Here is a 25,404-nt window from a genome sequence, read left to right on the forward strand (position 1 = left end):
GCTTATTTCTTTCTTATTCAAGCTGTAAAATTGTCTGATCATATTTTTTTGTGGAGCGTTTCAAGTTATCTGATAATGACACCAACCACCCCAGATGATTTGAAATCAAATAGGCTTCCTGCAAGGCATGTAAGGTTTCAGTATCCAGCTTTTCATTCCCTTGCTTAATGTTTTCGTCTCTTAAATGCGCTAAACGTTTATACTCATTCAGTAATTTTTCCTGAGCTTCGTCAGCTTTGGCTTTGGCAATAGGGTCTTGGGATGAGGTTTGCTCCAGGATGTCCAGCGCCCCTTGAAGTGTATTGGAAATCCTTTTGATCAGTACATTAAACTCAACTGAAGCAGGTGTGGTTTGATGCTGAGCGATAAAGTTACCGATAGAAGCTATCGCAGAAAGCAATGTCTGGTGAAGTGTCACCATTTCATAAATCAATTGAAATTCTTTTTGCTTTGATTTGGGATCTTGGGTGAGTCTTTGAAAAGCAGCATTGAGTTGACTGATAGCCAAAAAGGCTTCTTTTCTTGATAGATTGTAAGCTAGTGTATGACTACTTGGGTCTTGATACAAATCCTGTGTTGCATGAAGATATGCCTTATTAGCCTTTAAGGCTTTGATAAGGACCTGTTTCAGATTAAAAACTTCCCAGCTTGGCAGTAGGCTATAATTGGCTACAACAGCAATCACAGCACCTATAAGTGTATCTAAAACTCTAAATTGAATCACCTCTAAAGCTTCAGGATTTATAAAAGAATACACAAAGACAATGCTAATCGTTATAAGCGCAGCAGCTGACTTATAGTTTTGTTGAATTAACGCAAAAGCAAAAACTAGTGATATTAAAGCTAAAACCGCATATAAAATTTGATTTTGAGTTAGCAAAACAATTCCTACAGCAATCACGGCTCCTATTACGGTGCCTATAATTCGATCTTTAGAGCGTTCTTTGGTCAACCCATAACTTGGACGCATGATGACTATGATAGTAAGTAAAATCCAATAGGTATTTTGAATTTCAAAAAATAGACCCAGGCTGTAGGCAAATAACATGGCAATGCTGAGCCTCAAAGAATGTCTGAATAACGTAGAATCAAGACTTAAGTTTTGCAAAATCATATTCAATCTATACTCATGTAGTGTCAGAAATTGACTGGCATCTTGTCTTTTTAAAGAAACTTTTGAAGCCTCTTTCACATTTGCCATAGTCCTCCTGATGGCCATTATTTCTTCAAGCAATTGTTCCTGATAATCGTAAAGATTTTTTAAAATCAATGCACCTTCTCTGGCCTGTGGTAACTTAAATTCATCAATGTAATCTCTTATAGAGTCGTTTGTCTTATCAAGGGCAGTTAGCAACTCATCTTTCCTTGGCAGAGGATCGTTTTGCATCAATACTTCCGAGAGGCGAATAAGATGGTCCCCCATAACATTATTAAGCTGCTTAGCTGGTTTAAGAAATTCCTTCCTTCCCTTAAATGTCTTATCGATGGTCTCATAATTCATTTGCTCAGCTTCGATGAGCTCAAAAATCTTGATGGACGATAGGAAAATCAACAATTGCTTCTCTTCGTATCTTGAGCGACCAGAACGCTTTCTCACGTTTAGCAATACCTCGCGAAGGGTCTCATGTTTATCGTTGATTTGATTTTGAAAGACGAAACTTTGCCTAAGATACTGATCTCGTTTTTTTGTTGTGGAGAGAAGCTTAGCACGAAGTTTTAAATAATCACCTGTTAAGTGAAGCGTATCAGATAATAATTGATTTTGGTCTTTCTTTGGAAAAATAATCTGGAAAGACAATGATACTGCCAGATACCATAAGCCTCCAACACCCAAAAATACTACTTGAATCAGAATTGCTGTAAGGCTTGTTTTATCTACTGCAAAGGCGATAACCATGGCTAGTAAGCCCGAAAATGAGACCAAAGAAGCTCTAAATCCATAAACTGAAAGCAGAGATACAAAAAAGGCAATTACTCCCATTGCAATCAATAAAACTGGCAGATAAGGCTTTGCAAATAAAATAATTGCAGTAATCAGCATAGTTAAACCAGTGCTGATTAAAATAGCATTAATCTTCCGCTTTCTACTACCCGGCATATCCCCTGGAGCATTTAAGAAAGCACCCAGAACAATGGGTATAGCGAATTCAAAATAACCTAAAGCGTAGAGAATAGCAAACGGAAGAGCAAGTGCAATACCAACACGAATTCCACGATCAAAATTTGAACTTTTGAAGAACAACTCGAGTTGCTTGATGGTTTCTTTCAACTTCTTTTTACCGTAAAGTTAATTTAATCTATAGCAATAACTACGGCTTATGATATCTTTAATAGATATGATTTTTAGATAAAAGCTTGAGGTATTTTCAAAACAGACTTTTCTTCAAATTAAATTTTATAAGTACTAAAATGAAAACTTATAAGCATAGTCATCTGCAAATCAATGTGAATTCAGTTGTAAATTAAACGCTTTCAATAAGAAGATAATACGTTTGAATAAATTTCACTGGTAATGCTTTGATGTTTTTCTCATTTATTTTCTAAATATTCTCGAGGTAAAGATTTGTAATCTTTTAATTTTCTAACCTTAGAAACCTTCCTTGCTAAGACATAAGATAGAGTTCCAAATGCATAGGCAGGAATGTCCCAATAGTCTGCCGTAAATGTATTGCTGATAACTGGAAAGAGGACTTCTCCAATCAGCACCATAATTAAAAAGTAGCCAAGTATATCGGTGTAAGACAATACTGAATTTCTATTGCGTAAAATAAGTCTGCGTTCCCAAAGCAGGGCATATAATATGAGGGGCATAAGGACTACAGGATCTAAATAGTTATCTAGAAAAGCTATGTTAAGTTGAATCACCAATTGAACGTATTGATGGATCAAAAAAAGCAATCCTGAAACCACCACTAGGATGATGATTGGTCTTTCCTGTCTCATAACCCGATAACTAGAGTTATGAACATGAATATAAAAATGACCGGGGATAAGGTCAGAAACAAGATCAAAACGGGTAATTTTAAAATAAAAAGAAGAATCTGTTGTATAACAGAATGTTTTGGCGACGGACGCATCCAATCCTTAGCAAAATAATATATCAGAGATAGCAACGACTCTGTAGTTTTCTTTCCTTTTTTGGGTATTTTATCAGATGCTGGCTTGTTCATCTTTAAATTATTTTACAAGTCTACTTTTCAATACAGAAACAAGAAACATCAGTATAGATATAGCTTCAAAATATGGAGGTACAACTTTTTGCATATTTCCGAGAAGAAATTAAAATTTAAGCATTGACGGGGGCTGCATGAGCACAAAAAGAACCAAATGATGAAATTCTACATTCATTTTGATGAAACCATAGTTGTACTTTTTTTAATAAGCTATTAATCAGTTTATCAATTAAAATAAAATTTATAATTCACTCAATTTTCTAGTAACTTGTCCCTTTTGAGATACAAAGTTGAACTAAATCATCCAATTTTTAGCTTAATTAAGGTGATTTTATTCTGAGGTTAGGTTTTGCTTTTTGTTATTAGAAAATCATAAGCCAGAATGTGATATATGAAAGTATATTTTAAATAAATAACCTTTTAAGAACCACTCTTAGGTTGGGATCCGTTATTTTTTCACTGATGCTACGTCTCTCTTCGGTCAGCTTTTTTGCTAAGTAGTCGTATTGTGTTTTTCTAGTTTTCTTAATGTAATCGATTATCTCATTTTGATAATCACTCCATCTGATCGTTGCTTTTATGAGCAAATCTAAAGTCTTATAATTTCCGATATTGATGTCGTTTTTTAAACAGGCCAGGCAGGTAATTAAATCCATATGGTTCCTTAACGCATAGATTAATTTTAGGTTATTAAGTTTTAAGGCATAACTCGCAAAAAGCAGGTGCTTTAAATGTCTTGGATCAGAAATGTGTTTTTGTGCTATGATGAAGTCTTTATCTTCATTTTTGATGGCATAGCCTCTGCGAAATAGGAGTAAAATTCTATCCTCAAAATCGAGGTAATTTTCTTTAAAATCTTCTGGAGGTTGTGATAAATAATAACCGACAAAACTGATAAATAAGGTCTTGTCTTGATCAGTTTCATTTATATCAAACTTTAGATAATTCGAGTGTAGTATATAAACAACAAAATCTATTCGACCAGATTCTAAGAGATAGAGTAGAGGCTTATCAGTTTCCAGTATAGATTCAAGCTTAACCTCAGAATTTATGAGTTTAAGCTCTTCCTCAGTAAAATCAAACAGTTTGATGTAATTGTAATCGTGTTGCTTATCAAGACAGCACAACTTTAAGTTTTTGATGTAATTATCAATCATGTATTTTTTCCACTTTTTCAATGGTTTTATCTTTTATAATTCCAGATTTAAATTAACTGAAATCATTTTTTATTTTTTTTTCTACTTATAAAAGTACATTTTCATTGTGCATAGCCAAATAGAATTACAAAAAGTATCACAAAGCTTTCCTAAAACATAGAAATCAACCTTAATTTAAGGATGATCCTTTTATATTAATGTCATAATTAAATATAATACTATCAATCATGGAATTTACCAATAAGATTAAAGAAGAATTAGAAGGAAAAATTACAGCCTTGGAGGATTACATTGCGGAAAATGGCATAGGCTCTAAACAGCTGAATAAAGCTAAAAAAGTACAGCGCGATGGTAATTTAGCTTTAGTTGTAGGAAGCTTAATCACTATTGCAGGAATCGCTATTTGGGCTAAAAGCCGAAACAGCGATGATTAATATAGGATAACAAACTATCCCATTTCAAACTCCCATTGCAATATTTGCAATGGGAGTTTGAATTTTAATAGACCACTATTGAAATTCTTATAACGTAAACTGTAAATCTAAAGTCTATGTGTGCCCACACTTCTCAAATTCAAAAGGTTGAAAAACTGGAAGAACAGTATAACGTAAAGCTCAGCGATGAGAACCAACGCGAAACTTTTGATGAACCACATTATCATATCATTGGTTTTACTCATTCCCAAATGTTGATCATTCCGCAAGAAAAGCCAAGCATACTTGCTGCGGCCACATGGGGCATAGCCCCTGAGCATAAGAAAGTTGAAGAGTTAAAAGACTATTACAAAGAAGCGGCTAAGTTTGGAGGAGGCATCAATGCGAGATCTGAAAGAGCCTTCGATCATTTTCTGTATAAACAGTCTATTTTTTCAAAACGCTGTATCATTCCAGTTTCCGCTTTTTTTGAGCCCCACGATCATAAAGGGAGTAAGTATCCGTTTGTATTTAAACCAAAAGACAAATATTTTTTATCTCTGGCTGGGATCTACACTCGAATAGAAAATAAAGTCACTTTTGCCATCCTTACTCAGGAAGCGTCACCATTATTCGCCAGGATCCACAACAAAAAGAATCGGCAGCCTGTTATTTTTAATGAGGAGCAGGTGAGTCAGTGGCTGAATGATGTTCTAGATCAGAATGACATTGAAGATCTTTTAAAAATGAAGTATGATGAAGATCAACTTGACTACTATCCCGTCAGCACCGATTTGTTTAGTCCCAAAGTCAATTCGGATGTGATAGAGATTTTGGATTGGGTGGAGTATGAGGAATTATAGGTTTACGAAGAAAAAATATACTTTACGGAAATATCTTTTTTTTGATATCCTAAAATAGTTACTGATGAAATATAATAAAAAAAGCCTCTCCAACGGAGAAGCCTTTTTCAAATCAAGGATGAAATCTTATTTCTTTATAAACCTTAACACTTTAAATGTTTTCATTCTTTCACCCTCTACTTTAGCAAAATAAATACCACTAGAGAGTTCACTTACATTTATCGAAATGTTATCACTGGTTTTTATCAGTCTACCATTGATATCGTAAATACTGATACTTTGAATTTTAGCATTGGAGATTTCAAAGTAAATATTATCAGAGGCTGGGTTTGGGTAAAGCTTGATTTCCACGTTCAAATCAATATCATCAACACTAAGAGTGTTATCAACGGTTACTTCCGCAGCAGCTGTTATACTATTTCCAGACGCATCTGTAGACGTAAGGTTAACAACATACACACCTATAGCAGTAAAAGTATCTTGGTCTAAAGATAAAGTAATGTCCTGGCTAATAGTGCAATTGTCCTCAACACTACTCAACACATCACTAGGTAGTATGGTCACACTTCCATTTTCGTCTAAATTGACGGTTATATCTTGAGTAACTAAAACAGGTCCACTTACATCAACCACAGTTACAATAGCTGTAGCAGAAGCTTCATTTCCAGAAGCATCAGTCACCGTTAAGGTTACTGTATTTTCACCAAGATCAGAACAATCAAATGTAGTGACATCTAATACTAAACTGTCTACACCACAGTTGTCTGAAGACCCATTCTCGACTTGAGCAGCAGTGATTGTAGCCGCACCGTTAACGTCCAGTTCTACAGTTATGTCCTGAGTGACTACAGCAGGAGATAAATTATCCTCAACAGTTAATATCGCTGTGTTTTGAGATTGATTGCCTGAAGCATCTGTAGCAGTAACGGTAACCTCGATTAGTCCTAAACTACCACAGCTCAAGGTCTCAACTAAATTTGTGCTAAAAGTGATCTCTCCACAGTTATCAAAACTTCCATTATCAAATGCTGAAGCGTCTACACTAACCGTGCCCTCTGCACTAAGCTCCACAGTAACATCTTGTAAGACTAATGTAGGAGCTATATTATCTATTACGGTTACTATAGCTGTTCCTGTTGCGGTTTCACCAGAATTACTGGTTACAGTTAAAGTCACTGTATTTTCACCAAGATTAGAACATTCGAACGTAGAGACATCAATACTTAAGTCTGATATACCAGATACAGCAGAACTTCCATCATTAATGCTTGCTGCAGTGATAGTTGCATTTCCGGAGCTATCTAAATCAACATCTATATTTTGGGTACTTACCGTTGGAATGTCAGTTATAGTTACATCGAAACTACAACTCGAATTATTACCAGCAGCATCGTGAGCTTCAAAAGTGTTTGTAGTGACTCCTATTGGGAAGCTGCTACCAGAAGCAAGACCATTGGTTTGGATAAGAAAACCATCATTTTGATCGAGTTGAAATATATACCTGACGTTACCAGTACCTCTGGCGCCAACATCATTCCATCTGCCTCCTGAAGAAATAGTGACATAATCTTCGCCACCGTCAGTATTATTGGGTTCACCAGGTAGCCAGTTTTCGTAGGTTGAAGTACTTCCATCCTGCCATTCAAAATTTCCTTCTGAAGCAGCATCAGAATAACCGATGTGAGCTTCAGTAATACCATTCGCTTGTAAGGCATTTGCTATGAATGCATTTTGAGTGGCATCATTTATTGTAGCTACAAAACCGCCTCTAGCCACTGCATCAGCAAAGGCATTAGCCCCGCTAAAACTTTGATCACTGATAAAAAAGTTTTTACCACCATTTCTGCCGATGTAAGTCATGCCTGGAGAGACATATTGAAAAGAACTGCTTACATTGTCTGTTACCGTTGGATTATCAAAATTAACAACGGCGTTTGTTGCTGTTGTCGTGATATCTTCTGGGCAAGTGATAGTTGGAGCTTCATTATCCTCCACAGTAATATTGAAGGAACAAGTAGATGTATTTCCATCCTTGTCTTCTGCTATCCATGAGACTTGTGTAGTACCAGGACTAAACTCAACACCGTCTAGGCTTGTACCTGTTCCAGTTGTAGCTCCTGTAAGTGTGTAATTTCTGGATATAAAGTTATAAATTTCAAACCTTCCATTTAAGAGATTAGTGCCGTCAAAATGATCGCCTGTGACAATTATACCCCACTGCTGTCCGGCTGTGAGGCTTAAGGTTGAGTTGCCTGAATTACTGAAAGAACATCCTCCACCAGTATATAAGTTTTCTACAATATTTCCTGTATTACCCACCCAAAGTCTAAAGTTAGCATTAGATAAAAAGAAAGAATGACATCCGTTTAGAAACCAATCAAAAGAAATGGTTCCTGAAGCATCAGCTGTCGTTGAGAAAGTATAAGTTCCATTTCTTGGCACACCATTACCATTGTAAGCGAGACGAAGGCGTTGTTCTCCAAAAACTCGAACCTCATCCGTAGATGTAGAACCTCTCGATGCAGTTGAGGACCAGTTTGCTGTATTTAAATATGCTGGTGTAGGAACATTAATCACCTCTGGATCCCAACTTCTATCGCTATGCGTATAAGTAGCAGCTCCTGCATCTGTACTAGCGGTTTGGTCACTAATACAATTTATGACAGGATCTGCCATACTGTTTTTAATCTCAGATTGAGCTTTGTCTAGCTTTCTGTAAGCAATATCACTCTTGACAGATACGGACGAATGTTGGTCCTGATAATTTGTTTTAGAATTTGATAATTTGATTTTCTTGTTCTTGCCATTATAGGTATTAATAATATTATTATCAGAATAGGAATGGAATCCTGAAGACGGAATTAAATGATGAGTTCCTTTTCCATGGGAAAGTGAAAAACTCAATAAAATGATTAGTAGATAGATTTGTTTCATAAAAAAAATAATTAAGTGAATAAAGGGTTATTTAAAAATTAAGTCATTAAAGTCTATTGTATGTTATTTCATATAAGCATCTACATCTTATTATATTCTCTGCTTAATGCCGAAGACAACAAAGGATTGAAATCATTCTTGTAGATATGGATACTTTGCCCCAGAAATTTTTTAAAATCCTTGACAAAATGTGAGTGGTCGTAATAATTGTATTTACTGATTAATTCATCTAAGCTGCTGTAGTTCTGTTGTTCCAATTCTCGTATAATAAAATTGAATCTCACTAAGCAAATAAAGCGATAAGGTGAAGAGCCGACTTCCCTGTAAAACATACGTTCTATGCTCCGTTCTGAAAAGGGAAATCTGTCACTTAATTCTGATACAGCTAGTAAGCCTTTACGCTTGTAAATGTAATTTACAAGTAGAGTAGAGTCTAGATTCTTGTTCCATTCACCGTAAAATTGATGTAGATGTTTATCGAGTGTCTGAGTAATAGACGAAATGTCTGTAAGATCAAAAATTTCATAATAAAGTTGATCTAAGATAGAAGGATCAATATAATCATATAAATCGATCAGTTGATTTCTACATTTTTTCGCAATTCGATTTGTGATGTTATGCAAACAGTGGTTCGGTAATTCAACAGAAAGCCAGGTACTGTTTTTATAGGCTTTAACTTTGAAAAAGTCTCCGGTTCCTTTTACAAATACTTTAGGAATTTCAATTGGAGCATTTTGATAATCGTAGGCTTCAAATTTACCAAAACGGAACATAATATAGCTGTAACCGTAGTCATTTATGCATTGCAAAGGCACCTCAGTTCTGTAGTCAATTCTAACCACATCTTTAATAAATGAGTGTTTGAAATTTGGATCGTTAATAAAATTCATAAAGTAGACTTAAAAAGACTAAAATAATCTTAAAGCCACAATCGGCGTTGTAAAATACCGACAAAAAAAATTAAAAGTTAAATCGGATGTGATGGAGATTTTGGATAGGGTAGAATATGAGGGGTTGGAAGTTGCGTATTGATTTGAAAAGCATCGGCTTTTCAACACCAACTTCAAAAACCAATAGTTACCAAACTTGAACATACTTTAATGATTTTCTACTACCTACACCCTCGTTATTCATTGGTAGGTATCTATAAAACAATCAGATCAACATGCAATAGGGGTTCTACTTGTTTGGAACGTTTGCGGGTGTAATCGTAATCAGGAACCGCAAAAACGGAGTAAACTAGAAAGTGTAATTTTGGTGTTTCTGGTGTTTTAAACTGGGGATGAAAAGTAAACCCCTCCAGGTCATGAATAGCTAACGACCGCTGTATAAAATTGGTTGTAAATGAATGCGTTTTAAAATCGAAAATAACTTCACCAATCACAAAATCTATACGTATATACTCAAAAAGAAAGTCATAATTAACCTGTTTAGGCAGTAATTCCAAACAGCCATGAGAAGGATTCAAACGAAGTCCAGATTGTAATGCTTCAATCCACGAGCCCACGTTAGGACTAAAGTTAAACTCTCGAAAAAACTTATAAAATTCAGGATGCTTCAAAGCTTCATCTAGGCGTTTATGTCCCAGATCATGCTTAAGATCAAATTGATTTAGCTTTACAAATAACTGTTGGATATAGCTGTGAAAGTAAGGAATAGATATCCTGAATAAATGAGCTAGCGCAAGCCTGAAATCCTTGCTAATTTCTACAATATAAGTAAACTCTGTATTGCTTTTTCGCACATTGGCAAAGGCCTTGTTATATTTTAAATCATCCCTGCTTGGCCGTTGGAATTCGCGTCTAAAGCACACCTTACCATCGGCTTTATAAAATTCGTAACCTTGGTAAGTAAACGGAAGTTGATACGGTTTAAAATGATGAAAACTCATGTTTAAAGTTTGAAATAGGAGTGGAGCATCAGTCTAGCTACCTCATAGCTCAAGTAGGGTATAGGCCGTACTTTGTTAAAAAAAATGCAACTTTTAAAACAGAGACCTACTTAATTTCTACAGCTATTAAATGAAGATTTATCACCTACTTCAAGTTTTTTAAATTATTTCCCGATACAGAAATTGGCGAATATATTACCCAAAAGCTCATCATTAGTCACTTCGCCCGTAATCTCACCAAAGTGATAAAGCGCCTGACGTATGTCAATAGCCAGCAAGTCTGTCGTTAAACCCTGATTGAGTCCTTCCTGGACTTTATTGATCTCTTCTAAGGCAAGAAGTAAAGCGTTATAATGCCTGGAGTTGGTGACAATACTGTCATTATTGCGTAAAGCGCCGTCATCGACGTAGCTTAATAATTGATCCTGAATAGCTTCAATACCGGTTTTGTCTTTGGCGGAAATGAAGAGTAAGGTTTTAAAGTCTTTTCTTAATTCTTCTTTATTATCTTCGGTGAGCAGGTCTGCCTTGTTGGCTAGTAGGAGGAAGGGACGTTCCGGAAAAGCCTCTTTAAGCTGATGAATGTCTTCTTTTATGCGGTTCCATTCTTCAGTCATCAACTTATGCTGTTCGTCAAAGACTCTGGGTGTGTCGATGAGTTTGATGATGACTTGTGACTGTTTGATTTTCTCGAAGGTGCGTTCTATTCCTAAACCTTCAATAGTGTCTTTGGTTTCTCTTATCCCTGCGGTGTCAATAAATCTGAAACCAATACCACCAATAGAGATTTCATCTTCAATGGTGTCTCTGGTCGTACCGGCAATCTCACTCACAATGGCGCGTTCTTCATTCAGAAGAGCATTGAGTAAAGTTGATTTCCCAACATTAGGCTCTCCGACGATTGCTACTGGAATTCCATTTTTGATCACATTACCTACGGCAAATGAATCGATCAATCTGGATAAGACTTTTTGAATTTTTAGAACTAAGTTTTGAAACTCTTCCCTGTTTGCAAATTCAACGTCTTCTTCAGAAAAATCGAGTTCGAGTTCCATCAATGAGGCAAAATCTAAAAGCTCTTGTCGCAGTTCCTGAAGTTGATTGGTGAAGCCACCTCGCATTTGCTGCATGGCCAATTGATGACTGGCAGCATTATCACTGGAAATAAGATCGGCTACTGCCTCAGCCTGACTCAGATCCATTTTACCATTTAAGAATGCTCTCAAGGTAAATTCTCCTGGTTGAGCGGAGCGACAGCCTTTTTGAATTAACAATTGAATGATTTCTTTTTGGATAAATGAACTCCCATGGCAGGATATTTCAACTGTTGGTTCACCAGTATAAGAGCGTTGGCCTCGAAATACGCTCAGCAAAACTTCATCTAAAATACGCTCACCATCGCGTATTGTTCCTAACTGCAAGGTGTGACTTTTTTGATCTAAAACTGAAATACCATTTTTTGCATAAAATAAGGGAGCGCAAAGTTCTAAAGCCTTAGATCCACTTACTCGTATTATAGCAATGGCACCACTCCCAGTGGCAGTGGCTAGCGCGACAATAGTATCTTTATTTATCATGCCGCAAATTTACAGTCTGTTTTTTAATTTGAATTACTTTTCTATTAGAATTGAGACTTAAGTTGCTTTTTTAAGATTTAATTGTTAATTTATGTAACATAAAACAAAAAATAAAGTCTAATTGTAAAAAAGAAATCATGGAAGTATATCAAGATCCCATATTGAGAGAAGATCGTCAAATGTTGCTTTTTGCTCACCTTTCACAGTTAATCAATCTTTTTACAGGTTTTGGTGGATTCATCGTTCCTTTAGTGATTTGGTTAACTCAAAAAGATAAAATTGAGCACATGGATGAGCAAGGAAAACAAATTCTCAATTTCCAATTAACGATGTTTCTGGCTGCTTTGGTAGCTGTGCCTCTAATGTTGATTTTAGTTGGTTTTGTAATTCTTGCTGGAGTAGCATTACTCACTTTAATTTTTCCAATCATCAATGCTATAAAAGCTAATGATGGAAATCCAACTCATTATCCTCTTAGCATTAAATTCTTCAGTTAATTAAATGTCCTCTGACTAATGTTAAGGTGATAAAATTATAGGATTTAGTTTGTTCACAAAAAAACAGCCTCCAATCGGAAGCTGTTTTTGTATTTGATATTATAGACGTAACCTATTGATTACCAAGCATCACTGGCATGACCAACATAGTGATGTGTTCTCCATTTTCTAAACCGTCTACTGGTGTAAGAATTCCGGCTCTGTTTGGTAAACTCATTTTGATTTTGATTTCGTCAGAATTTAAGTTGTTCAACATTTCAGTTAAAAACTTCGAGTTGAAACCTATCGTTAAATCATCTCCTTGGTAATCGCAAGTGAGACGTTCTTCAGCTTTATTGGAATAGTCAAGATCTTCTGCAGAAATGTTCAATTCTGCTCCAGCTATTTTCAATCTGATCTGGTGTGTTGTTTTATTCGAGAAAATGGACACACGTCTTACTGAGCTCAAAAATGAAGAGCGATCAATTGTCAAAACGTTTGGATTTTCCTTTGGGATTACAGCCTCATAATTAGGGTATTTCCCATCTACCAAACGACAAGTCAATTCAACATTATCGAAGCTAAATTTAGCATTAGATTCATTAAATTCAATCTGTACATCTTCTTCACTGCCAAGAAGTACACCTTTCAATAAATTGAGAGGCTTTTTGGGCATAATGAATTCTGCCGGCTTATCAGTTTTGATATCTGTTCTGGAATACTTTACCAACTTATGCGCATCTGTACCTACAAAAATTAATGCGTCCTCAGTAAATCTGAAAAACACACCATTCATCACCGGTCTTAAATCATCATTACCAGTGGCGAAAATCGTTTTGTTGATTGCTGTTGCTAATACATCTCCAACTAAAACAGTTTGACTTGCATCTTCAATGCTGACTGGAGTAGGAAAATCCTCAGCGTTCGCGTAAGCTAATGCATACTTGCCTTGCTCAGAACTTATCTCTATAGTGTGATTGTCTAGCTTATGGAAAGTCAATGGCTGTTCAGGGAATGATTTTAGAGTGTCAAGAAGCAACCTGGCAGGAACTGCGATTTCTCCTTCATCGCTAGATTCAACATCAAGCTTTGCACTCATAGTCGTTTCCAAGTCTGATGCAGAAATCTTAAGTGAGTTATGATTCAATTCGAATAAAAAATTATCCAAAATCGGCATCGTATTATTATTGTTGATAACGCCTCCAAGAGTTTGGAGATTTTTCAACATATATGTACTGGAAATTATAAACTTCATAGTGTAAGAATATTTGATCTATGCAAATATATTTTTTTCTGATGAATAATAAGGCATTCTGAAGCTTGTAAGCTATATTATTGGTTCAATGTATCTTTCACAAGCTCATCTTCAAACTCCCATTGAGATAAACCCCCTTTGAGTTGGTATATTTTTTTAAATCCAGCTTTTTCTAAAATTTTAGAACATTCTTCAGACCGTCTTCCTGTTCTGCAATAAACTGCTACTGGTTTATTTTTGTCCAAATTTTTAATTTTTTGAATAAACTCATTATCATAAACCAAGTTTTGAGCACCTTCTAGATGTCCCTCACGAAAAGCTTCAAGAGATCTTACATCAATCAATTGAACAGAGTCTAAAGTGATAAGCTCCTTCATCTCTTGAGAAGTTAGAAGTGAAGCGCCACTTTTGCTTTCGCAAGACATTAGCGAACTCAATAAAAAAAATATAACCAAATATCTCATCATTATTTTTTTACTTTACCACTCCAATCAATAATTCCCCCTTCAAGGTTAAACGCATTCTCAATTCCAGTTTTTTCCATAATCTGACAAGCCATTTCACTTCTACGCCCAGATCTACAGTAGACATAATAATCTTTATCTTTTTGAAGTTGCTCAATCTCTTCCATGAATGTGGAAGTATCTTGTATATTGATGAGTCTAGCACCTTCTATATAGCCTTCATTAAATTCTGCTGGAGTCCTTACATCTATAATTTCAGAGTTTTTAGAAGTCTGTAATCCTTCTACCCATTTTTCTTCATTTAAATTTTCCATTGCTTTTATTTGATATTAATGATGTAAAAATACAATAATCCTTACATATAGTGTGATTTCACCTTTAATTCTGAATAAATTATTCGTGGTAAAATTTAACAAAGTCTTTAATTTTTGCAGAGGATTAAGACTATACATTTGTATCGACAACAATTGTAAGTACATGATAATCGAAAAAGAACTTAAAATTTCTAAACAACTTCCAGAGTGTAAAAGAGCTTTGCTCAATTTACTTTACACCGGGAATTGGATCACAGATGAAATTACATCTAGTTTGAAACCATTCGATATCACTACTCAGCAATTTAATGTACTGAGAATCCTGAAGGGTATGAAGGGCAATCCTTGTTCTCTTCAAACTATTCAGGAAAGGATGATAAGCAAAATGAGTAATACAACTCGACTTGTGGATAAATTGATTAAGAAAGATTTTGTACAGCGTGAACAATGTGAATCCAACAGGAGGAAAGTTGATATAATGATTACTGTAGAAGGTGAAAAAGCTTTGGAAGTCATAAATGAAGTAGTAGATGAATCTGAATCCATGTTGACAGAAAATTTATCTCAGGATGAATTAAAACAGCTTAATTCTCTACTAAATAAATTAAGAACATAAAATACAAACTATGAATAATTATATTGAAAATTTAAACTGGCGTTACGCTACTAAAAAGTTTAACCCAGAAAAAGAAGTATCTGATGAGAATCTTGAAATTTTACTAGATTCTATAAGATTATCAGCCTCATCATATGGATTGCAACCTTATGAAGTCATAGTAATTAAAGATCCAGAAGTAAAAGATAAACTCAAATCTTCAGCTTTTGGTCAGCCACAGATTACAGATTCGTCATATTTATTGGTATTCGCCTACAGAATTGATATAGATCAGGCATACCTTGACAAATTTATCGAGAATAACAGTAAAACCAGAAACAAGCCAATTAAAGAATTTGATGGTCTCAAAGAGATGATTCAAAATTCAGTGTTGACATTTTCACAAGAGATGAAAGAAGTCTGGGCATCACGTCAAGCATATATTGCTATTGGTAATTTATTATCAGCTGCTGCAGAATTAAAGATAGACACATGTCCAATGGAGGGTTTCAACCCAGACGAATTTGATGAACTACTTCATCTTGAGTCTAAAAATTTAAAATCTATTGCACTTACTACTATAGGTTATAGAAGTGAGAACGATGGATTACAAAATGAAAAGAAAGTAAGAAAATCCAAAGAAGAATTATTTACAAGAATCTAATATAAACACTATTTTAAATTTTAAAACTATGAAAATGAATGTATTAAAAAGCGCTTTAGCGCTAACAGTAATCTTTACCTTAGTAGCATTTACTAGTGCTGTTGAAAAGAAAAAAATTAATGTTGAAGCAAGCACTATCCAATGGGTAGGTGAAAAACTGACTGGTTCTCACGAAGGAACTATCAATTTGAAAGAAGGATTTTTCTTGATGGAAAATAATGAATTAGTCGGTGGTGAATTTATTGCAGACATGACCACAATTGATGTAACAGATTTAGAAGGTGATAGCCGTGATAAATTAATGGGACACTTAAGATCTGACGACTTTTTTGGAGTAGAAAATCACCAATCTGCAAAATTTGTTATTACAACAGTTGCTAAAAAAGGAGATGTATACGGTATTTCAGGAGATTTAACTATTAAGGGTGAAACAAATCCAATTGCATTCGACTTAAAAATGAATGGCAATACAGCTACAACAAACATTACAATAGACAGAACTAAATACAATGTAAGATACGGTTCTGGATCATTTTTCGATAATTTGGGAGACAAAACTATTTATGATGAATTTGATCTAGCAATCAACTTGAAATTCTAAAAATTTGTTTTTGATTGATTGAAAAAACCTGCCGAATGGCAGGTTTTTTTATTTTAAAATACTTCGAACTAAATCTTTATAAGGTTCTAGTTTATGTGTTTTTTATTCTTTAAAGTAATTCCAGGTTACTTTTAATCCCTTTTGAACATCAAATTCGGGTTTATAGCCTAACAATTTTCTGGCTTTGTCAATATCCGCTAAAGAATCTTTTACATCGCCTTGCCTAGGAGGACCATAACTGGCATCAAGTTCAGTATCAGCAGCATTTTGTAAAGTTGCCCAAAGCTCATTCAAACTAATGCGTTCTCCAAACGCGACATTATAAACTTGATTAACAGCTTCCTTATTTGCAAACGCAGCTTTTATGTTGGCTTGAACAGCATTTTCTACAAATGTAAAGTCTCTGGTTTGTTCTCCATCGCCGTTGATAGTTGGTGGTTCTTTATCTTTTAACGCCTTCATAAATAAAGGAATGACGGCTGCATAAGCTCCCTGTGGACTTTGTTTTGGTCCAAAGACATTGAAATAACGCAAACCAATAATTTCCATGCCATAGGTTTTGGCAAATACATCAGCATAAAGCTCATTGACATATTTTGTAACTGCGTAAGGGGATAAGGGTTTACCAATAGTATGCTCAACCTTTGGCAAATTAGGACTATCTCCATAAGTAGAACTTGAGGCGGCATATACAAAACGACTTACAGTTTCAGAATTTTTACTAGCGACAAGCATGTTAAGAAACCCAGAAACGTTTACTTCGTTACTTTTTATTGGATCGTCAATAGACCTGGGAACAGAACCTAAAGCAGCCTGGTGAAGTACAATATCCATTCCTTCAACTGCTTTTTCACAATCCCCTAATTTTCGAATATCACCATTAATAAATTCAAAATTGGACTTGGATTCGAATTCAGTTATATTTTCTTTATATCCATTTGAAAGATTATCTAATACTCGAACATGCTTCGCTCCAAACTTCAATAAATACTCAACAATATTAGATCCTATAAATCCTGCACCACCAGTGATCAAAAAGTTAATATTGCTTATATCTTTATCGTGATAAGCTTTAGAATACATCATAACCTTCCATCTATTTTATCTGTTGGCAGAAAAGATTTAACATCAAATACAACTGCTTTTTCATTTTTGAGAGCGGATAAATTGAGCTCTAGAAAATCACTATGAGAAACAGCAAGAATAACACTATCGTAAGTAGAATTCAATTCATTACACCTTAGTATGTCAATGTCGAACAAAGTTTTTACCTCTTCTTTATTTGCCCAGGGATCACAGACATCGACATGCATGTTGTATGATTTCAGTTCTTCAATCACATCGATTGCTTTAGTATTTCTAGTGTCCGGACAGTTTTCTTTGAAAGTAATACCGAGCACAAGCGCTTTACCATTTTTAACTTTAGCTTCTTTATTGAGCATTAGCTTAATAACTTCGTTGGCCACATACTTACCCATGCCATCGTTCATTCGTCTTCCAGACAAAATAATTTCAGGATTGTAACCAACCTCTAAGGCTTTTTGAGCTAAATAATAAGGATCCACCCCTATGCAATGCCCTCCTACAAGTCCAGGAGTGTATTTAATGAAATTCCACTTGGTTGCAGCAGCTTCAAGCACATCATTTGTATCAATATCTAGTAATCTAAATATTTTGGAAAGTTCGTTGACAAATGCAATATTGATATCCCTCTGAGAATTTTCTATAACTTTAGCTGCTTCAGCAACTTTTATGCTGCTGGCCATATGTGTACCTGCTGTAATAACTGAGGCGTATAAGTCGTCAACTTTTTTTGCTATTTCAGGTGTAGATCCCGAAGTGACTTTTAGTATTGTAGTAACTGTGTGTAGTTTATCTCCAGGATTAATTCGTTCTGGAGAATATCCTGCAAAGAAATCTTTATTGAAAGTCTTACCTGAATATTGTTCCAATACAGGCACGCAAACTTCTTCAGTGACACCTGGATAAACTGTAGATTCGTAAATGACTATATCGTTATCCTTTAATAATTTGCCTATTGTCTCACTTGCTTTTATCAATGGAGTAAGAACTGGTTGTCTATTTTTATCTGTAGGAGTAGGAACGGTTACTATAAAAATTGTAGCCTCCTTCATAGCTTCAGCATCTGTCGAGAGCTTCATTGCTGGTGAAGTGTTATCGGTTAAAGCGTCTTTTAAATCTTCATCAGACACTTCAAGCGTGTGATCCTTACCACTATTCAACTCGTCGACTCTAGACTGATTGATATCAAAGCCTACAACAGGGTATTTTTTTGAAAATGCAACGGCAAGCGGAAGGCCTACATAACCCAGGCCAATTATTGCTATTTTAGGATGATTCATGTTGGTTTAATTTAAATATTAAATATTTTTTTAATCTTTTTTTTGATTCTTTTACTTATGGAATGTTTGTTTTCAACTTGTAGATATCCATTTCCATAACGCCCGTAACCGTAGCCATAACCGTAACCGTAGTTATAACCATAACCGTATTTAGCTTTATGCTGAAAATAATTAAGGACAAAGCTAATGTTCTTGACTTCTCCTTTTTCATACTTTTCATTGATGACGCTTAGCATTGCCTTTTTAGTATAATTCTGCCTCAATAAATAAAGAGAAGCGTCAGCATATTTACCTAAATTCAAAGCATCAGAGACCAAACCGATAGGAGGTGTGTCCATAATGATGCAATCGTATTTTTCTTTAAGAGTGGAGAACAAAATATCCATTTTATCCGCCATCAATAACTCTGATGGATTAGGTGGTACTGGGCCGGAAACAATTATATCTAAATTATCATAGTTTGTTTTTTGCGTAATTTCTTCAATTGAATTTTGATCAATTAAATAATTTACAACTCCCATGTCATTAGTGATATCAAAATCTTCAAAAATCTTTGGTTTCCTTAAATCGAGTCCTATAAGCAGCGTTTTTTTACCACTCATGGAAAATACAGAAGCCATATTGATGGCTGTAAATGTTTTTCCCTCTCCACTTACTGAAGATGTAATAAGAATTGTTTTATTTCCCTGAATGTGTTTTTGCTTAAATATAAACTGCATACTCGTTCTCAATCCCCTAAAACTTTCTGCTATAGCCGATCTTGGTTTTGAAAATACGGCAAGGTTACTACTTGTTTTGCTTTTTCCAACAACACCAAGAATAGGAATAGGGGATAGCTTATTGATATCTTTGGGGTTGTTTATTTTGTTGTCAAGAAAAACTAATAAAAACACAAAAACTAAGGGCACAAAACTTCCAATCAATAAGGCCATTACATAATTTAGTTGCGTGTTTGGTCCAATCTTTCCAACGCCAGTATCCATGGCTTTATCAATGATTTGGAGATCACTAACATTAGCAGCTTTTATAAGGCCAGCTTCATTTCGCTTGCTTAAAAATAAACTGTAGGTCTGTTCACTAATTGTGTATCGCCTTTCAATTTTAAGCAAATCTTGTTGCTCTTTAGGCAATTTTCGAATCTGAAGCTCCAGGTCTGCAACGTTTTTTCTGACCGTGGCCAATTGTTCTTGCAAAATTTCTTTGGAAGATTCAATATTTTCAAGCAATACAGTTTTTGTTGCATTGATCTGTCGGTCTATATCATCAAAAATAGGAGCATCAGTTTTCAGTGAATAAGCATACTTGCTTCTCTGTTCAGAAAGTGCTACAATTTTTCCAACGGCCGAACTTATACTAGGTTCATCTATTCCCGCGACAGATGGAGCAGGAACTTCCTGGTAGCTTTGTCTACTTCTCAAATAGTCTTCAAGCCTATTATAATAATCCAATTGCCTTTGGATTTCATTTTGTTCTAGATCAAGATTGGTAAGTCTCTGTCTTATTTCACTGCTTTCTGCAGTCAAATCTATGATGTCATTACTTATCTTAAATTGATTTAATTCTTCTTCAACAGACTTGAGTTCTTTAGATTTTTCAGTTAGGCTGCTGTCTATAAATCTGATGGTTTTTGTGGCAAATAAATTTTTTCTGTTTAGCATGTCCTCACTCAGTACCTGCACTGTAGTGTTTAGATAATCCACAAGTTTTTCTTTGTTATTTCCATTTAAGGATAAATTCAAGATAGAACTTCCCTTGTTTTCTGGGTTGACATTAATACCCTGATATTTTTTTACTGTCGAATAGTAATTATTAAATTGGAAATAATAGAGCTTACCTTCATTAACAGGTAAAGTATTTCTTAAAATTCGTCCCTTGAAATAAGGTGAATCGATATACTCTGAAGTTGAAAAAATAGCTTTGTAATCCTCCTTTTTGGAGAAAACACTTTCTTGCTCTTTTGAGGTGTAATCATAAAAGCTAAGGTTTCCAGATTCTTCATCTTCAAACTTCAAACTTAGTTCAAAAGTGGTATCATCCAAAAACTGAATAGTCATTTGTCTTCCTATAAGCTGAGCTTTCAAGCTATCTTCCATGACTACGAAAGGGACTTTCCCATAAGCATCTTCCTTTTGGTACTTTCCGTCTTCAAGATACTGGATGTAGAACCGAAGTCTGTTTACTACTTTTTCGTTGTGAGTCCTGGTTTTTAAAGTGGTAACAGTAGTGTTGACTTTATCTGAAACGCCACCCCAGTTAAAAGTTAAACTTGTATTTGATGTAAAAAACGGATTTTGATCGTCTTTAATTGTAACTAAACTTTCAATTTGATAAATGGGTTGTTTGCGGACATTGATGAAATAAGCAATACTCATTCCTATAAGAATGCTTATCACAAATAAATACCAATAGCTGAAAATTTTGACTATAAAGCCTTTAAAGTCAAAGTAACCAGTAGATTCATTTATTTCGAATTCTTCATCCATTATAATCTTATCAATAAAATTGTAAGTCCAGTGAGTAGAGAAAATACAGTGGCCAATGTTCCAAAACCTGTTTCACCAATACCCAATGATTTTTGTGGCAATGGGTCAACGATGATTAAATCATTAGGTTGAATATAGTAGTAAGGTGAATTTACAGCCGATATTTTAGTAAGATCTACTCTGTGAATTCGCTGACCTTCCGGGTATTGTCTCAAGATTTTCACATTTCTCCTGTCTCCATAAAGTGTAATATCTCCAGCATTTGCAATAGCTTCCATTATGGAAACTTGCTCTTTATAAATAACTTGACTTCCTGTTCCTATTTCCCCAAGTGTTGTGTAACGAAGCCCAGCTAATTTGACTGTTATAAAAATATTAGCTTCAGTTTTGAAATAATCATTAAGAAGCATGCCTTCAAGTTTAAGCCTGATTTCTTCTAAAGTAAGACCAATTACTTTTATTTTTCCCAATGTTGGAATTCTTATTTCACCATGCCTATTTACAAGAAATCCATCAAAATAAGCCCTTTCTTCTGTAGTCGCCGTTGAATTTTCAGCATCACCTATAGGATTAAACATACTAGTTAATTCCTGATCTAATGCTTTGACTCTTATACTTAAGAGATCGTTAATTTGAACTCTATATGGACGTTGCATTTGCTGAAATGAAATTAAACTATCAGCTTCAGTTCCTTTATCTTCAGATAAATAAGTCAGTCTTTTGGTGCTAATGCAAGACGTTAAGGTCGTAATGGTTAGTAAAATTAAAAATAATGATGTAAATCTCATCCAGTAGTATATTGTTATGGCAAATATAGTTTTTGATTTAGAAACATAAACCATTAACTTATATTTTATAAAACTAAACGTGCGGATATATGATTTTAGTGCAAAATATATTCAACCCTATCAAATTTAAGCTTCAAATAATGATTTGTAATTCTATGTTGAATTTCAGAAATAGTTGATATTTGTTTTTATAATTATAAAAATGAATTTAAAGATATTCTTGCTTCTTGGTCTGTTTTTTCTTCTTTGTTTGCCAACTAAAGCACAGCAATATGTCGAAAGCTGGGATGGAACACCCAACTTAGAAAGGCATCAGTTCACCTTAAACCTTCTAGGTATACGCTACGAGCTAGGGCTGTTTAAAAATGTAAGTATTTCGTCAAGTCTAGCTCCAGGACTAGCCACCTACGAAGAAGGCTATTCATTTGGCTTGGCCTGGCACACTAGAGTGAGATATTATCATAATTTTAAAAAGCGTTACAACTTTGGGATGGAGGTTGTAGGAAATTCTGCAAATTATTTTGGTCCAGCAAGAACTTTGTTTTGGGAGCCTTTACAGCTGGCTGATAACCTAAATGACATCGGAGAATTTTCTTTGGCATTTTATGGAGGTGTTTATGGATGGCAACGAACCAATAAAAAAGGATTCAATACCACTTTTGAAATTGGCTTAGGCTATTATGATGGAATAGGGGTTTCCAGCGGTTTTGGGCCATTGCTTAATTTTACATTTGGTTGGGTTGCGACAAACAGAAAGTCAAAAAAAGTCATTAAAGTTAATTAATGACTTCATTTAAATCTTGTACCTTAAATAACAATTTTCGACTTAGATATAGCGATTTCTAGCTGGTTAGACCTGGTATATCCGGTAAACCGTCCTTTGCAACTGCAGAAATTTCTGCTTCGTTGACTTCTCCAGCTTTTTTTATGGCTTTATTTAAAGTGAGTATTAAATAGTCTTCGAGTTGCTCCTTGTCTTGCAGTAATTCGTCGTCAATTTCAATAGATTTGATCTCGCGATTAGCTGTGATTTTAACTTTTAAAAGTTCATCATTACTTTTTTCAAGCATTGTGACACTATCCAGTCTTTTTTTGGTTTCCTCTACTTTAGCCTGGGTTTCTTTGATTTTATTCATCATACCCATCATATCTCCAAACATATCTTTTGTATTTAATTGATCTACAAAATTACTATATTGTGTGTCCGAAATAAAAGTATTTCGGTATAAATTAAAACCAGTCTTATGAAACTATTAATTCCTGTTCTTGCCCTAAGCATTATATTTGCGACTTCTTGCAAAAATGAAAACTCGAAGATGATAAATACAGATTTAAAACCACCTACTGCAGAAAAAAAACCAAAAACACTTTCAATTCATGGCGATAGTCGGGTAGACAATTACTACTGGATGAACGATAAAGAAAACCCAGAGGTAATAGATTATCTAAATGCTGAAAATAAATATTACGAAGAGTCCACAACTCACACCAAAGCTTTTCAAAATGAATTGTTTGAGGAAATGAAGTCAAGAATCAAAGAAGACGATTCTTCAGTTCCTTATAAGTTGAATGGATATTGGTATCAAGTGAGATATGAAAAGGGAAAAGATTACCCTATATATACCCGTAGAAAGGGAAGTATGGATGCAGAAGAGGAGATTATGTTTGATTGCAATGCGATGGCAGAGGGTCATGCTTATTTCAGTCTTGGTGGGGTGAGTGTGAGTTCAGATAATACTTATGCTTCTTTTGGAATTGACACGGTGAGTCGAAGAAAATATACCATTCAAATTAAGAATCTAGAGACAGGTGAAATCCTTTCCGAAAAAATTGAAACCACAACAGGTGGTTCCACTTGGGCCAATGATAATAAAACCCTGTTTTACACCAGAAAAGATGAGCAGACTCTAAGATCCAATCAAATTTTCAAGCATAAACTTGGAGACGATGTTGAGAATGATGAATTGGTGTTTGAAGAAGCAGACGAGACCTTCAATGCTTATGTTTATAAAACTAAATCCAAAAAATACTTAATAATTGGTTCTTCGAGTACAATGTCTGATGAATATCAAATATTGGATGCCAATACACCGAATGATGAATTTAGAGTTTTTTCTGAACGTAGAAGAGGTTTAGAATATGATCTAGCACATTATGAAGATCATTTTTATATTCTAACCAATAAAGATGATGCGCTAAATTTCAAATTAATGAAAACCACTGTCGATTCTACTTCAGAAGAAAATTGGGAAGAAGTAATTCCACATAGAAAAGAGGTTTTACTTGAAGGAATCGATATTTTTAAAGATTTTCTTGTTACCAGCGAACGTTACAATGGTTTAACGAGAATACGCGTTCAGAAATGGAATAAAAGTGAAGATTATTATTTACCATTTACGAGTGAAACTTATACTGCCAGAACAGTTACTAATGTAGATTTTGATACCGATAAATTAAGATATTCATACAATTCTTTAACGACACCTTCCTCAGTTATAGAATTTGATATGGTTGAAAAAACCGAAGAAATCTTAAAAGAACAAGAAGTACAAGATCCTGATTTTGACAAGAATAATTACTTGTCAGAAAGAATATGGGCAACAGCGAGTGATGGAACTGAAATTCCAGTGTCTTTAGTTTACAAAAAGGGTATTAAGAGGAACGGTAAAAATCCTCTCTTACAATATGGTTATGGAAGTTATGGAGCAACAATGGACCCTTACTTTTCATCAACAAGATTATCATTACTGGATAGAGGATTTATTTACGCCATAGCTCACGTTAGAGGAGGAGAATATTTAGGTAGAGATTGGTATGAAAAAGGGAAATTACTTCAAAAGAAAAATACATTCACAGATTTCGTTGACGTTTCTAAACATTTGATCGACCAAAAATATACTTCACCAGATCATCTTTATGCAATGGGAGGTTCAGCTGGCGGGCTTTTAGTAGGTGCTGTTATCAACATGGCTCCAGAGCTTTATAATGGTGTGATTGCTGCAGTCCCTTTTGTAGATGTAGTAACGACCATGCTAGATGAAACCATTCCATTAACTACCGGAGAGTATGATGAATGGGGAAATCCAAATGAAAAAGAATATTACGATTACATCAAGACTTATTCTCCATACGATAATATTGAAGCGAAAGCTTATCCTAATTTATTAGTCACAACAGGTTTGTATGATTCCCAAGTCCAGTACTGGGAACCTGCAAAATGGGTAGCTAAATTGAGAGAGTTGAAAACGGATGACAACAAGTTATTTTTCGAGACCAATATGGATGCAGGTCATGGTGGTGCTTCAGGACGTTTCGAGGCTTTAAAAGAATTAGCAAAAGACTATGTGTTTATCTTTGATCTAGAGCAAATAAAGGGGTAATCGTAAAAAAATA

General features: G+C 34.8%; 23 protein-coding genes. 8 read left to right on the forward strand and 15 right to left on the reverse strand.

Annotated features, from left to right (window positions below; genetic code table 11):
- Positions 1-13: 13 nt before the first annotated feature.
- The 3 genes from LB449_RS05710 to LB449_RS05720 form a co-directional block, all read right to left on the reverse strand.
- A complete protein-coding gene (locus tag LB449_RS05710; protein WP_224454107.1) occupies positions 14-2,269 on the reverse strand; it encodes an FUSC family protein in 2,256 nt (751 codons plus the stop codon).
- 260 nt (positions 2,270-2,529) lie between these two features.
- Positions 2,530-2,943, reverse strand: a complete 414-nt coding sequence (locus LB449_RS05715) for a hypothetical protein (RefSeq protein WP_224454108.1) — start codon at positions 2,941-2,943, stop codon at positions 2,530-2,532.
- A gap of 634 nt (positions 2,944-3,577) precedes the next feature.
- Complete coding sequence (locus tag LB449_RS05720; protein WP_224454109.1) at positions 3,578-4,351, reverse strand: DUF7829 domain-containing protein; 774 nt, start codon at positions 4,349-4,351, stop codon at positions 3,578-3,580.
- Positions 4,352-4,557: 206 nt separating this feature from the next.
- On the opposite strand from LB449_RS05720, the gene LB449_RS05725 reads away from it, so the two are divergent.
- Both LB449_RS05725 and LB449_RS05730 read left to right on the forward strand, forming a co-directional pair.
- Positions 4,558-4,764, forward strand: a complete 207-nt coding sequence (locus tag LB449_RS05725) for a hypothetical protein (protein WP_224454110.1) — start codon at positions 4,558-4,560, stop codon at positions 4,762-4,764.
- A gap of 116 nt (positions 4,765-4,880) precedes the next feature.
- Complete coding sequence (locus LB449_RS05730) at positions 4,881-5,606, forward strand: SOS response-associated peptidase (protein ID WP_224454111.1); 726 nt, start codon at positions 4,881-4,883, stop codon at positions 5,604-5,606.
- A gap of 126 nt (positions 5,607-5,732) precedes the next feature.
- Here the strand turns inward: LB449_RS05730 and LB449_RS05735 are convergent, their stop codons facing one another.
- The 4 genes from LB449_RS05735 to mnmE form a co-directional block, all read right to left on the reverse strand.
- Positions 5,733-8,540 (reverse strand): HYR domain-containing protein, encoded by a 2,808-nt coding sequence (locus tag LB449_RS05735; protein WP_224454112.1) that lies wholly within the window; start codon positions 8,538-8,540, stop codon positions 5,733-5,735.
- An 80-nt stretch (positions 8,541-8,620) separates the two neighbouring features.
- A complete protein-coding gene (locus LB449_RS05740; protein WP_224454113.1) occupies positions 8,621-9,430 on the reverse strand; it encodes a helix-turn-helix domain-containing protein in 810 nt (269 codons plus the stop codon).
- A gap of 254 nt (positions 9,431-9,684) precedes the next feature.
- Positions 9,685-10,431 (reverse strand): hypothetical protein, encoded by a 747-nt coding sequence (locus LB449_RS05745; RefSeq protein ID WP_224454114.1) that lies wholly within the window; start codon positions 10,429-10,431, stop codon positions 9,685-9,687.
- 164 nt (positions 10,432-10,595) lie between these two features.
- Positions 10,596-12,008, reverse strand: coding sequence for a tRNA uridine-5-carboxymethylaminomethyl(34) synthesis GTPase MnmE (gene mnmE, locus LB449_RS05750; protein ID WP_224454115.1), 1,413 nt, complete (start codon positions 12,006-12,008; stop codon positions 10,596-10,598).
- A 137-nt stretch (positions 12,009-12,145) separates the two neighbouring features.
- On the opposite strand from mnmE, the gene LB449_RS05755 reads away from it, so the two are divergent.
- On the forward strand, positions 12,146-12,505 hold the full coding sequence (locus tag LB449_RS05755) for a DUF4870 domain-containing protein (RefSeq protein ID WP_224454116.1): 360 nt from the start codon (positions 12,146-12,148) through the stop codon (positions 12,503-12,505).
- A gap of 112 nt (positions 12,506-12,617) precedes the next feature.
- Here the strand turns inward: LB449_RS05755 and dnaN are convergent, their stop codons facing one another.
- The 3 genes from dnaN to LB449_RS05770 form a co-directional block, all read right to left on the reverse strand.
- A complete protein-coding gene (gene dnaN, locus LB449_RS05760) occupies positions 12,618-13,739 on the reverse strand; it encodes a DNA polymerase III subunit beta (protein ID WP_224454117.1) in 1,122 nt (373 codons plus the stop codon).
- A gap of 77 nt (positions 13,740-13,816) precedes the next feature.
- The gene (locus LB449_RS05765) at positions 13,817-14,203 is read right to left on the reverse strand and encodes a rhodanese-like domain-containing protein (protein ID WP_224454118.1); all 387 of its coding nucleotides are present in this window, start codon (positions 14,201-14,203) and stop codon (positions 13,817-13,819) included.
- Positions 14,204-14,205: 2 nt separating this feature from the next.
- Entirely contained in the window at positions 14,206-14,517 is a 312-nt protein-coding gene (locus tag LB449_RS05770; RefSeq protein WP_224454119.1) for a rhodanese-like domain-containing protein, read from the reverse strand.
- A gap of 163 nt (positions 14,518-14,680) precedes the next feature.
- Between LB449_RS05770 and LB449_RS05775 the strand changes: the two genes are divergently transcribed.
- Genes LB449_RS05775 through LB449_RS05785 form a run of 3 tightly spaced genes read left to right on the forward strand, consistent with a single transcriptional unit; the run spans position 14,681 to position 16,377 of the window.
- The gene (locus tag LB449_RS05775; RefSeq protein ID WP_224454120.1) at positions 14,681-15,133 is read left to right on the forward strand and encodes a MarR family winged helix-turn-helix transcriptional regulator; all 453 of its coding nucleotides are present in this window, start codon (positions 14,681-14,683) and stop codon (positions 15,131-15,133) included.
- A 10-nt stretch (positions 15,134-15,143) separates the two neighbouring features.
- Positions 15,144-15,776: an NAD(P)H-dependent oxidoreductase gene (locus LB449_RS05780; protein ID WP_224454121.1), complete on the forward strand. Its 633-nt coding sequence runs from the start codon at positions 15,144-15,146 to the stop codon at positions 15,774-15,776.
- 28 nt (positions 15,777-15,804) lie between these two features.
- On the forward strand, positions 15,805-16,377 hold the full coding sequence (locus LB449_RS05785) for a YceI family protein (RefSeq protein WP_224454122.1): 573 nt from the start codon (positions 15,805-15,807) through the stop codon (positions 16,375-16,377).
- A 102-nt stretch (positions 16,378-16,479) separates the two neighbouring features.
- On the opposite strand, the gene LB449_RS05790 is transcribed toward LB449_RS05785, so the two are convergent.
- The 4 genes from LB449_RS05790 to LB449_RS05805 are packed head-to-tail and all read right to left on the reverse strand — an operon-like array spanning position 16,480 to position 22,011.
- A complete protein-coding gene (locus tag LB449_RS05790; RefSeq protein WP_317196206.1) occupies positions 16,480-17,460 on the reverse strand; it encodes an SDR family oxidoreductase in 981 nt (326 codons plus the stop codon).
- Entirely contained in the window at positions 17,460-18,740 is a 1,281-nt protein-coding gene (locus tag LB449_RS05795; RefSeq protein WP_224454124.1) for a nucleotide sugar dehydrogenase, read from the reverse strand. Before LB449_RS05795 ends, LB449_RS05790 begins: the two co-directional genes overlap by 1 nt.
- An 11-nt stretch (positions 18,741-18,751) precedes the next feature.
- Positions 18,752-21,223 carry a polysaccharide biosynthesis tyrosine autokinase gene (locus LB449_RS05800; protein ID WP_224454125.1) on the reverse strand — a complete coding sequence of 824 codons (2,472 nt, stop codon included), beginning with the start codon at positions 21,221-21,223 and terminating at the stop codon, positions 18,752-18,754.
- Positions 21,223-22,011 (reverse strand): polysaccharide biosynthesis/export family protein, encoded by a 789-nt coding sequence (locus LB449_RS05805; protein ID WP_224454126.1) that lies wholly within the window; start codon positions 22,009-22,011, stop codon positions 21,223-21,225. The genes LB449_RS05800 and LB449_RS05805 overlap by 1 nt, the downstream gene beginning before the upstream one ends.
- A 202-nt stretch (positions 22,012-22,213) precedes the next feature.
- Between LB449_RS05805 and LB449_RS05810 the strand changes: the two genes are divergently transcribed.
- Positions 22,214-22,795 (forward strand): hypothetical protein, encoded by a 582-nt coding sequence (locus LB449_RS05810; protein WP_224454127.1) that lies wholly within the window; start codon positions 22,214-22,216, stop codon positions 22,793-22,795.
- 58 nt (positions 22,796-22,853) lie between these two features.
- Here the strand turns inward: LB449_RS05810 and LB449_RS05815 are convergent, their stop codons facing one another.
- The gene (locus LB449_RS05815) at positions 22,854-23,171 is read right to left on the reverse strand and encodes a YbaB/EbfC family nucleoid-associated protein (RefSeq protein ID WP_224454128.1); all 318 of its coding nucleotides are present in this window, start codon (positions 23,169-23,171) and stop codon (positions 22,854-22,856) included.
- Positions 23,172-23,255: 84 nt separating this feature from the next.
- Here LB449_RS05815 and LB449_RS05820 point away from each other — a divergent pair, with 84 nt between their 5' ends.
- Positions 23,256-25,391: a S9 family peptidase gene (locus tag LB449_RS05820; protein WP_224454129.1), complete on the forward strand. Its 2,136-nt coding sequence runs from the start codon at positions 23,256-23,258 to the stop codon at positions 25,389-25,391.
- Positions 25,392-25,404: the final 13 nt, after the last annotated feature.

Source organism: Psychroflexus lacisalsi, assembly GCF_020164495.1.
Taxonomy (GTDB): Bacteria; Bacteroidota; Bacteroidia; order Flavobacteriales; family Flavobacteriaceae; genus Psychroflexus; species Psychroflexus lacisalsi.

Bases quoted from the DNA above. Each gene is read 5' to 3' on its own strand.
- LB449_RS05715 (WP_224454108.1), bottom strand. From the start codon at position 2,943: ATGAGACAGGAAAGACCAATCATCATCCTAGTGGTGGTTTCAGGATTG.
- LB449_RS05725 (WP_224454110.1), top strand. From the start codon at position 4,558: ATGGAATTTACCAATAAGATTAAAGAAGAATTAGAAGGAAAAATTACA.
- LB449_RS05730 (WP_224454111.1), top strand. From the start codon at position 4,881: ATGTGTGCCCACACTTCTCAAATTCAAAAGGTTGAAAAACTGGAAGAA.
- LB449_RS05735 (WP_224454112.1), bottom strand. From the start codon at position 8,540: ATGAAACAAATCTATCTACTAATCATTTTATTGAGTTTTTCACTTTCC.
- LB449_RS05740 (WP_224454113.1), bottom strand. From the start codon at position 9,430: ATGAATTTTATTAACGATCCAAATTTCAAACACTCATTTATTAAAGAT.
- LB449_RS05745 (WP_224454114.1), bottom strand. From the start codon at position 10,431: ATGAGTTTTCATCATTTTAAACCGTATCAACTTCCGTTTACTTACCAA.
- mnmE (WP_224454115.1), bottom strand. From the start codon at position 12,008: ATGATAAATAAAGATACTATTGTCGCGCTAGCCACTGCCACTGGGAGT.
- LB449_RS05755 (WP_224454116.1), top strand. From the start codon at position 12,146: ATGGAAGTATATCAAGATCCCATATTGAGAGAAGATCGTCAAATGTTG.
- dnaN (WP_224454117.1), bottom strand. From the start codon at position 13,739: ATGAAGTTTATAATTTCCAGTACATATATGTTGAAAAATCTCCAAACT.
- LB449_RS05765 (WP_224454118.1), bottom strand. From the start codon at position 14,203: ATGAGATATTTGGTTATATTTTTTTTATTGAGTTCGCTAATGTCTTGC.
- LB449_RS05770 (WP_224454119.1), bottom strand. From the start codon at position 14,517: ATGGAAAATTTAAATGAAGAAAAATGGGTAGAAGGATTACAGACTTCT.
- LB449_RS05775 (WP_224454120.1), top strand. From the start codon at position 14,681: ATGATAATCGAAAAAGAACTTAAAATTTCTAAACAACTTCCAGAGTGT.
- LB449_RS05780 (WP_224454121.1), top strand. From the start codon at position 15,144: ATGAATAATTATATTGAAAATTTAAACTGGCGTTACGCTACTAAAAAG.
- LB449_RS05785 (WP_224454122.1), top strand. From the start codon at position 15,805: ATGAAAATGAATGTATTAAAAAGCGCTTTAGCGCTAACAGTAATCTTT.
- LB449_RS05790 (WP_317196206.1), bottom strand. From the start codon at position 17,460: ATGTATTCTAAAGCTTATCACGATAAAGATATAAGCAATATTAACTTT.
- LB449_RS05795 (WP_224454124.1), bottom strand. From the start codon at position 18,740: ATGAATCATCCTAAAATAGCAATAATTGGCCTGGGTTATGTAGGCCTT.
- LB449_RS05800 (WP_224454125.1), bottom strand. From the start codon at position 21,223: ATGGATGAAGAATTCGAAATAAATGAATCTACTGGTTACTTTGACTTT.
- LB449_RS05805 (WP_224454126.1), bottom strand. From the start codon at position 22,011: ATGAGATTTACATCATTATTTTTAATTTTACTAACCATTACGACCTTA.
- LB449_RS05810 (WP_224454127.1), top strand. From the start codon at position 22,214: ATGAATTTAAAGATATTCTTGCTTCTTGGTCTGTTTTTTCTTCTTTGT.
- LB449_RS05815 (WP_224454128.1), bottom strand. From the start codon at position 23,171: ATGTTTGGAGATATGATGGGTATGATGAATAAAATCAAAGAAACCCAG.
- LB449_RS05820 (WP_224454129.1), top strand. From the start codon at position 23,256: ATGAAACTATTAATTCCTGTTCTTGCCCTAAGCATTATATTTGCGACT.